This window comes from Alcanivorax sp. (assembly GCF_051117345.1).
GTDB lineage: Bacteria > Pseudomonadota > Gammaproteobacteria > Pseudomonadales > Alcanivoracaceae > Alcanivorax.
In genome coordinates this window covers 1-6726 of record NZ_JBNPEC010000166.1, presented here as the reverse complement: position 1 = coordinate 6726, position 6726 = coordinate 1, and the positions used below count along the sequence as shown (strand labels likewise).

6 protein-coding genes and 1 pseudogene are annotated in these 6726 nt (G+C 58.5%); 2 read left to right on the top strand and 5 right to left on the bottom strand.

Annotated features, from left to right (window positions below; all coding sequences use genetic code 11):
- The coding region (locus tag ACFE0K_RS10985; RefSeq protein ID WP_434536107.1) for a LysR substrate-binding domain-containing protein at nucleotides 1-785 on the bottom strand (785 nt) is incomplete at its 3' end.
- 138 nt (nucleotides 786-923) lie between these two features.
- Between ACFE0K_RS10985 and ACFE0K_RS10980 the strand changes: the two are divergent.
- A pseudogene (locus tag ACFE0K_RS10980) lies at nucleotides 924-2033 on the top strand (S-(hydroxymethyl)glutathione dehydrogenase/class III alcohol dehydrogenase).
- A gap of 126 nt (nucleotides 2034-2159) precedes the next feature.
- The gene (gene fghA, locus ACFE0K_RS10975; RefSeq protein ID WP_434536106.1) at nucleotides 2160-3005 is read left to right on the top strand and encodes an S-formylglutathione hydrolase; all 846 of its coding nucleotides are present in this window, start codon (nucleotides 2160-2162) and stop codon (nucleotides 3003-3005) included.
- A gap of 151 nt (nucleotides 3006-3156) precedes the next feature.
- On the opposite strand, the gene ACFE0K_RS10970 is transcribed toward fghA, so the two are convergent.
- The 4 genes from ACFE0K_RS10970 to ACFE0K_RS10955 form a co-directional block, all read right to left on the bottom strand.
- Nucleotides 3157-3759: a glutathione S-transferase family protein gene (locus ACFE0K_RS10970; protein WP_434536105.1), complete on the bottom strand. Its 603-nt coding sequence runs from the start codon at nucleotides 3757-3759 to the stop codon at nucleotides 3157-3159.
- Nucleotides 3760-4055: 296 nt separating this feature from the next.
- Nucleotides 4056-4505: a glutaredoxin domain-containing protein gene (locus ACFE0K_RS10965; RefSeq protein WP_434536104.1), complete on the bottom strand. Its 450-nt coding sequence runs from the start codon at nucleotides 4503-4505 to the stop codon at nucleotides 4056-4058.
- 139 nt (nucleotides 4506-4644) lie between these two features.
- The gene (locus tag ACFE0K_RS10960) at nucleotides 4645-5625 is read right to left on the bottom strand and encodes an NAD(P)H-dependent flavin oxidoreductase (protein ID WP_434536103.1); all 981 of its coding nucleotides are present in this window, start codon (nucleotides 5623-5625) and stop codon (nucleotides 4645-4647) included.
- A 216-nt stretch (nucleotides 5626-5841) separates the two neighbouring features.
- Nucleotides 5842-6669, bottom strand: a complete 828-nt coding sequence (locus ACFE0K_RS10955) for a helix-turn-helix domain-containing protein (RefSeq protein WP_434536102.1) — start codon at nucleotides 6667-6669, stop codon at nucleotides 5842-5844.
- Between the last annotated feature and the right edge of the window lie 57 nt (nucleotides 6670-6726).

Below are 6726 nucleotides of genomic sequence, written 5' to 3'. Positions count from 1 at the left end.
GCAGTGTGGGTGCAGGCGTACTGATCCAGCACAGAAATCAACTGCCCCCGATGCAGATCGTCTTCCACGTAATAATCCGGTAGCTGCGCCAACCCCAGGCCCTTGCGGGCTGCATCCAGCAGCGCCATGCCGGAATTGCCTTTCCAGTTTCCCTGCACTTTCCATTGCCGGTGCTGGCCGTCCACATCCACCGCCCACTGGTCCGCAGAACCAAGCAGGCAGTTGTGCTGATTCAACTCACCCAGGGTGTGCGGGCGGGCATGGCGCTGGAAATAGTCCGCAGAGCCGACAATGTATTCCCGACGCGGGCACAGCTTGCGGGCGATCAGTGACGAGTCCGGCAGGGCCCCGGTGCGGATGGCCACATCAAAGCCCTCGTCGATGATATCCACCCGCCGGTTGGTGAAATCCAGTTGTACCGACAGTTGCGGATGGCGGGCCAGGAAATCATTTACCCGCGGCGCGATATAGCGCTCACCAAAGGTGGTGGCGCAGGTCAGCTTCAGCACCCCGGTGGGGCGTTGCTGGTAATCGCTGATGGCTGACAACGCCTCCTGGAAACCATCGAACAACTGGCCACAGTGGTCGAAGTAAACGGCCCCCGCATCGGTGAGTTTGAGGCGCCGCGTGGTGCGGTAAAGCAACTGGGTACCCAGCTGGGTCTCCAATCGTGACACCAGCCGGCTCACGTGGGAGCTGGACACTCCCAGGTGTCGGGCGGCATCGGCGAATGAACCGCGGCGCACCACTTCCACAAAGGCTTCAATACGATCCCAGTGCTGCATTGTTGCTACCTGACAATAATCTCTTGCCGAATTGTGCCTTATAGCGGTATTCGTGTCTGCGTATAGTGAATCAATCATTCGCAATGCTTGTATCGCAAAACGCGTTAACGCTCATCTACCCGTCAAGAAGGAATCACCATGAAATCCCGTGCCGCCGTCGCCTGGGAAGCAGGCAAACCCCTACAGATCGAAGAAGTGGATGTGGCCGGCCCCAAGGCCGGGGAAGTGCTGGTGCAGATCGTCGCCACCGGCGTGTGCCACACCGATGCCTACACCCTGTCCGGCAAGGACCCGGAAGGCAACTTCCCGTCCATTCTTGGCCACGAAGGCGCTGGTATCGTGCAGGAAGTGGGCGAAGGTGTGACCAGCCTGAAACCCGGTGACCACGTGATTCCGCTCTATACCGCCGAGTGCCGCCAGTGCAAATTCTGCCTGAGCGGCAAAACCAACCTGTGCCAGGCGGTCCGCGCCACCCAGGGCCAGGGCCTGATGCCGGACAGCACCAGCCGCTTGTCCCTGAAAGGCAAACTTCTGACTCACCACATGGCGACCTGAACCTTGTCCAAATAACCCGTGGGTCCGTCAAGTGCCCTGGCCAAGGTCAGCAAGGAAGCCCCGCTGGACAAGATCTGTCTGCTCGGCTGCGGCGTCACCACCGGCATCGGTGCGGTGCTCAATACCGCCAAGGTAGAGCCAGGCTCCACGGTAGCCGTATTCGGGCTCGGCGGCATCGGTCTGTCGGTGATTCAGGGCGCGGTGATGGCCAAGGCAGAACGCATCATCGCCATCGATACCAACCCGGCCAAGGAAACCCTGGCTCGGCAGTTCGGCGCCACCGACTTCATCAACCCCAAGGATTACAACAACTCCATTCAGGAAGTGATTGTCGAGCTCACCGACGGTGGTGTGGATTATTCCTTTGAGTGCATTGGCAACGTGAACGTGATGCGTTCGGCGCTGGAGTGCTGCCACAAGGGCTGGGGCGAATCCATCATCATCGGCGTGGCCGGCGCTGGCGAGGAAATCTCCACCCGTCCGTTTCAGCTGGTTACCGGCCGGGTCTGGAAAGGGTCCGCCTTCGGCGGCGTGAAAGGCCGCACCGAGCTGCCCGGTTATGTGGATCGTTACATGAAAGGCGAGATCAAGATCGACGAATTCGTCACCCACACCATGGGCCTGGACGAGATCAACACCGCCTTTGATCTGCTGCACGAAGGAAAAAGTATTCGTTCAGTGATTCTTTTTTAAGGTGCAATGAATTCCGACTGTAGGAGCACCTCTCGAGGTGCGAACCTGGTCTGGCAAGGACCTCTCGCAAGCAGATTCGCACCTCGAGAGGTGCTCCTACAGCGGCTTCGTAGAAAGGAAATATTCATGTCTGATATCGAACTGGTTTCTGCCACCAAATCCTTTGGTGGCTGGCTGAAACGCTACAAGCACCGTAGTCAGGTTCTCAACTGCGAGATGATCTTCGCCATTTATCTGCCGCCGGCGGCCGATGAAAAGGACGTGCCGCTACTGTGGTGGTTGTCCGGTCTGACCTGTACCGATGAGAACTTCATGCAGAAAGCCGGCGCTCAACGCACCGCCGCTGAGCTGGGCCTGGCCATGGTCTGCCCGGACACCAGTCCGCGCGGCACCGATCTGCCCGGTGAGCACGACAGCTATGATTTCGGCTCTGGCGCCGGTTTCTATGTGAACGCCACCCGCGCCCCCTGGAGCCAGCACTACCGCATGTACGACTACGTGACCTATGAGTTGCCGGCGCTGCTGCGCGACCACTTTCCCCTCAACGGTCGCGAGGCCATCAGCGGCCACTCCATGGGTGGCCATGGCGCCCTGATCTGCGCGCTGAAAAACCCGGGGCGCTACACCTCGATCTCCGCCTTCGCACCGATCAGCCATCCAATGGCATGCCCCTGGGGGGAAAAAGCCCTCAACGGTTACCTGGGCGATGATCAGGAAAGCTGGAAAGCCTGGGATGCCTGTGAGCTGATAAAGGCCAATGGCAGTTCCCTGGCCTTGATGGTGGACCAGGGCGATGCGGACAACTTCTACCAGGATGGTCAACTACAGCCGGAAGCACTCAGCGCCGCCTGCGAGGAAGCCGGCGTACCGATCACTCTGCGCATGCAGCCCGGTTATGACCATTCCTATTTCTTTATCGCCAGCTTTATTGATGATCACCTGAAATACCACTTTCACCACCTGACGCAATAAGCTCTTTTACCAGAGCGCTATCACGTAGGGTGGATTAGCCTAAGGCGTAATCCACCAGCCAGACACCTCCAAACCACGGCGCAGTTAGATGGTGGATTACGGCCTTCGCCCTAATCCACCCTACCGCCCGGTCATCCGGTGCAATGAATTCTCAAGCCTCCATGGGCACGTAACCCGGCTGCTGCTCAACCCGTTTCAACCAACCACGAATCGCTGGATAATCATCCAGAGAAAAACCACCCTGCCCGGCCACATGGGTGTAGGCATACAGGGCAATATCGGCAATGCTGTAACCATCACCGACAAAGAAGTCCCGGTCTGACAAATGGGTTTCCATAACACCCAGGGCGTCATGGCCTTTCTGCTGTTTTTCCGTCAGCGCTTCAGCGTACTTTTGCTTTTCTCCCAACACATGAATCCAGTAGCGCGACGTGGCGATATTCGGTTCATGGTTATACTGCTCAAAGAACATCCATTGCAGCACCTGAGCTTGCTGAAACGGATCCTCGGGCATCAGTTTACTGTCTCTGGCCAGATACCAGAGCGCCGCACTGGATTCGGGTAGCACCCTGTTATCTGGCGTCACCAATACAGGGATACGACCATTGGGGTTGATGGCGAGAAACTCCGCGGTGCGGGTTTCACCGCGGGTGATATCCTTTTCGATTCGCTGAAAGGATATTTCCAGCTGGGCCATGGCCAACCGCAGCTTGTAGCAGTTGCCGGACGAGGCAAATTCATAAAGCGTAAACATCACTTTTCCTTGTGTTAGGGAGCCTCTGAATAACTCCTTGCATACTCAGCGTGGCCTGAAGGGTGCAGCTGTTGTGTTTTGTCGCGACGGGCAGGGTGGCTCCCTTTCCTAGAGGCAAGGCGCAGCAGATGTGCCCTTCAGGCCCCGCCCTCCGGGTCTTCCAGGCTGGCCCGCACTCGTTGTTGCAATGTCTCGATGGGTGGACACACACCTTCAACATTGCGCCTAGATTGCGAACCAGCCTGAAAGACTGAGAATGCAAGGAGTTATTCAGAGGCTCCTTAGAGAGAGAAATATTACCGATATATCCTTTCAAATCCTTCGGCGCTGAAACCGTTCATGCGTCGCTTGCCCACCAGAATGACGGGCACACCCTTGCCTTCCAGTGCGTCAAAGCGTGCCTGGGCTTTCGGGTCCTTATCAATATCGTATTCGGTAAAGGGAATATTATTGTCATTGAAGTAACGGCGGGCTTTCTTGCATACCCCACACCACTGAGTGGCATACATGACCACCTTGTCGCCACGTGCTGCCGGCTCCGGCACCCCCTTGCCGAGACTGTCGTAGGTCACGCTCTCGAAAGTATTGATACGAACGTTGACGGCTTGCGCCCGGTCGTTGTCGGCGGGCTTGTCACCAAAATGAACACGTCCCTGCGCATCGGTCCAGGTGTAGATCTCTGCGCAGGCCTGCCCCGACAACAGCACGGTACAAGCAAACAGCAGTAACGGTATGCATCCTTTCATGATCTCCCTCCTTTTGCGTGGTCAGCTTACCGTCAAATCCCCCACCGAGGAACTCGACCAGGCCAGGAAAACGGCAAAAAAAAGCCAGGGCGTTACCCTGGCTATGGCTCGGGAGAGCGAGACTAAACCGGATTATTATTCAGTCGTTGATAAACCCCGCGAGGCGTTGGTTGATGGTGCCCACACACTCGCTGATGATGTCGTCAATGATTTCTGCACAGCTCGGGTAGCTGTCGATCAGGCCCTGGACAATACCGGAGGTCCAGATGCCGCCATCAATTTCACCAGAGGTCAGCGCTGCCTTGCCTTTCACACCGGCAACCAGATCCATGATGTAGTCGAACTTCATGTCCTGGCCTTTTTCCCGCTCGATGTCGTTGACCTGGGTGGCCACGGCATTCTTGAAAACGCGGGCGGTATTTTTTAGCGGGCGGAAGATCAGGGCGGTATCCAGCTCGGAGGCTTCGGCAATGGCGCGCTTCATATTTTCATGCACCGGCGACTCTTTCGAAGCCAGGAAACGGGTACCCATGTTGATGCCGTCCGCACCCAGCGCCAGGCAGGCCGCCATTTGCGCACCGGTACCAATACCCCCGGACGCCAGCATGGGAATCTTGATCACTTTCGCCGCCGCCGGCAGCAACACCAGGTTGGGGATGTCGTCTTCCCCCGGGTGACCGGCACATTCGAAACCGTCCACGGAGACCGCCGCCACACCCACCTTTTCTGCCTTCAGCGCGTGCCGGACGGAGGTGCACTTGTGCACCACCTTCACCCCGGCGCCTTCGAACAGGGGCATGAAGGGCTCCGGGTTGCGGCCGGCGGTTTCCACCACGGTGACCCCGTTTTCGCAAATCACCCGGGCGTATTCCTCGTAGGGCACCGGTTTGATGGTGGGCAGGATGGTCAGGTTGACGCCGAAAGGCTTGTCAGTCATTTCCTTGCAGCGTTTGATTTCCCGATCCAGGTCTTCCGGGGTGGGCTGGGTCAGGGCGGTAATAATGCCCAGGCCGCCGGCGTTGGATACCGCCGCCGCCAGTTCGGCATAGCCCACATTCTGCATGCCGCCCTGCACAATCGGATACTGGATGCCCAGCAATTCGGTAATACGTGTCTTCATGAATAAGGTCCCTTTACTGAATTCAGGCCTGCCCCGCAGAAGTCGGTCCGGGGCGTCCGGGTGGCGCCAACGTACTCAAGGCCACTATTTTGCAGCAATGACAGGAATGTTCACCCCCTCGGGAATTTTGGCTAGCACTTTCCCTGGATCAAGCACCAAGCTCCTGTTTTACAACGCTTTCCATTTTCATCAAGGAAGCACACTAATGCGCATGGATTAGACAGCAACGTCGCTTTTGTATGCACGGGCCAGGGCTTTCCTGGCCTTGCCCGGGGAGGTACCGGTCCAGCGCCGGTAGGCACGGCTGAAGGCACTGTGTTCGGAAAACCCCAACAACAGCGCGATGTCACCCAGGGTCAGCGAGGGTTCCGCCAGATAATGACGGGCCAGCTGTTCGCGGGTGCGATCCAGCAGTTCCCGCCAGGTCAGTTGTCGCTCGGCGAGACGCCGTTGCAAGGTACGCACCGACATGTGCAACTCCGCCGCCAGCCGCGGCAGCGTCACCGCCGCTTCCGGCATCAACCGTACCATGGCCTGCTGCAGGGCCCGGTCAAAGCTGTCGGAATCTGGCAGGGCCAGCAGCATGGCGCGGGCCTGGCGATCCAGCAGGTTACGCATGCTGGGATCGCTGTGCGGCAACGGCATGGCCAGGAAATGAATCGGAAAACTGACGCAGGTGTGGGACTGGGCAAACCGCACCGGGCAACCAAAGAACGCCTCGTAGGCCTGACAGGCTTCATCCGGGGGCGATGGAAACACGAAGGACACCGACGTCGGAGATGGCGGATCATCCACCAGCCGGCGCAGAAAGGTGATCAGCGCGGCGATGGCCACGGTATCCGCCAACTCCCCCACAGAGTCTTCCGCGGGCCAGCGCACCTGGATCTGCTCTCCCGCCCCCAGCACTTCCACCATGTCCCGACCGTAGAACAGGGTCTCGTAGCGCTGGTAGGCCTGCATGGCCTCCCCCAGGGTGCGGCAGGTGAGAATCAGATAGCCGAGCATGCCTACATGGCGCGGCTGCACCATGGCACCGCTGGCCACGCACGGCTCCCGCCGCTCTGTTACCAGGATCAACGCCTACTGCAACAGGTCGCGCCA

Coding starts and splice junctions, on each gene's coding strand:
- ACFE0K_RS10965 (WP_434536104.1), bottom strand. CDS start 4,505: ATGAAAGGATGCATACCGTTACTGCTGTTTGCTTGTACCGTGCTGTTG.
- ACFE0K_RS10960 (WP_434536103.1), bottom strand. CDS start 5,625: ATGAAGACACGTATTACCGAATTGCTGGGCATCCAGTATCCGATTGTG.
- ACFE0K_RS10970 (WP_434536105.1), bottom strand. CDS start 3,759: ATGTTTACGCTTTATGAATTTGCCTCGTCCGGCAACTGCTACAAGCTG.
- fghA (WP_434536106.1), top strand. CDS start 2,160: ATGTCTGATATCGAACTGGTTTCTGCCACCAAATCCTTTGGTGGCTGG.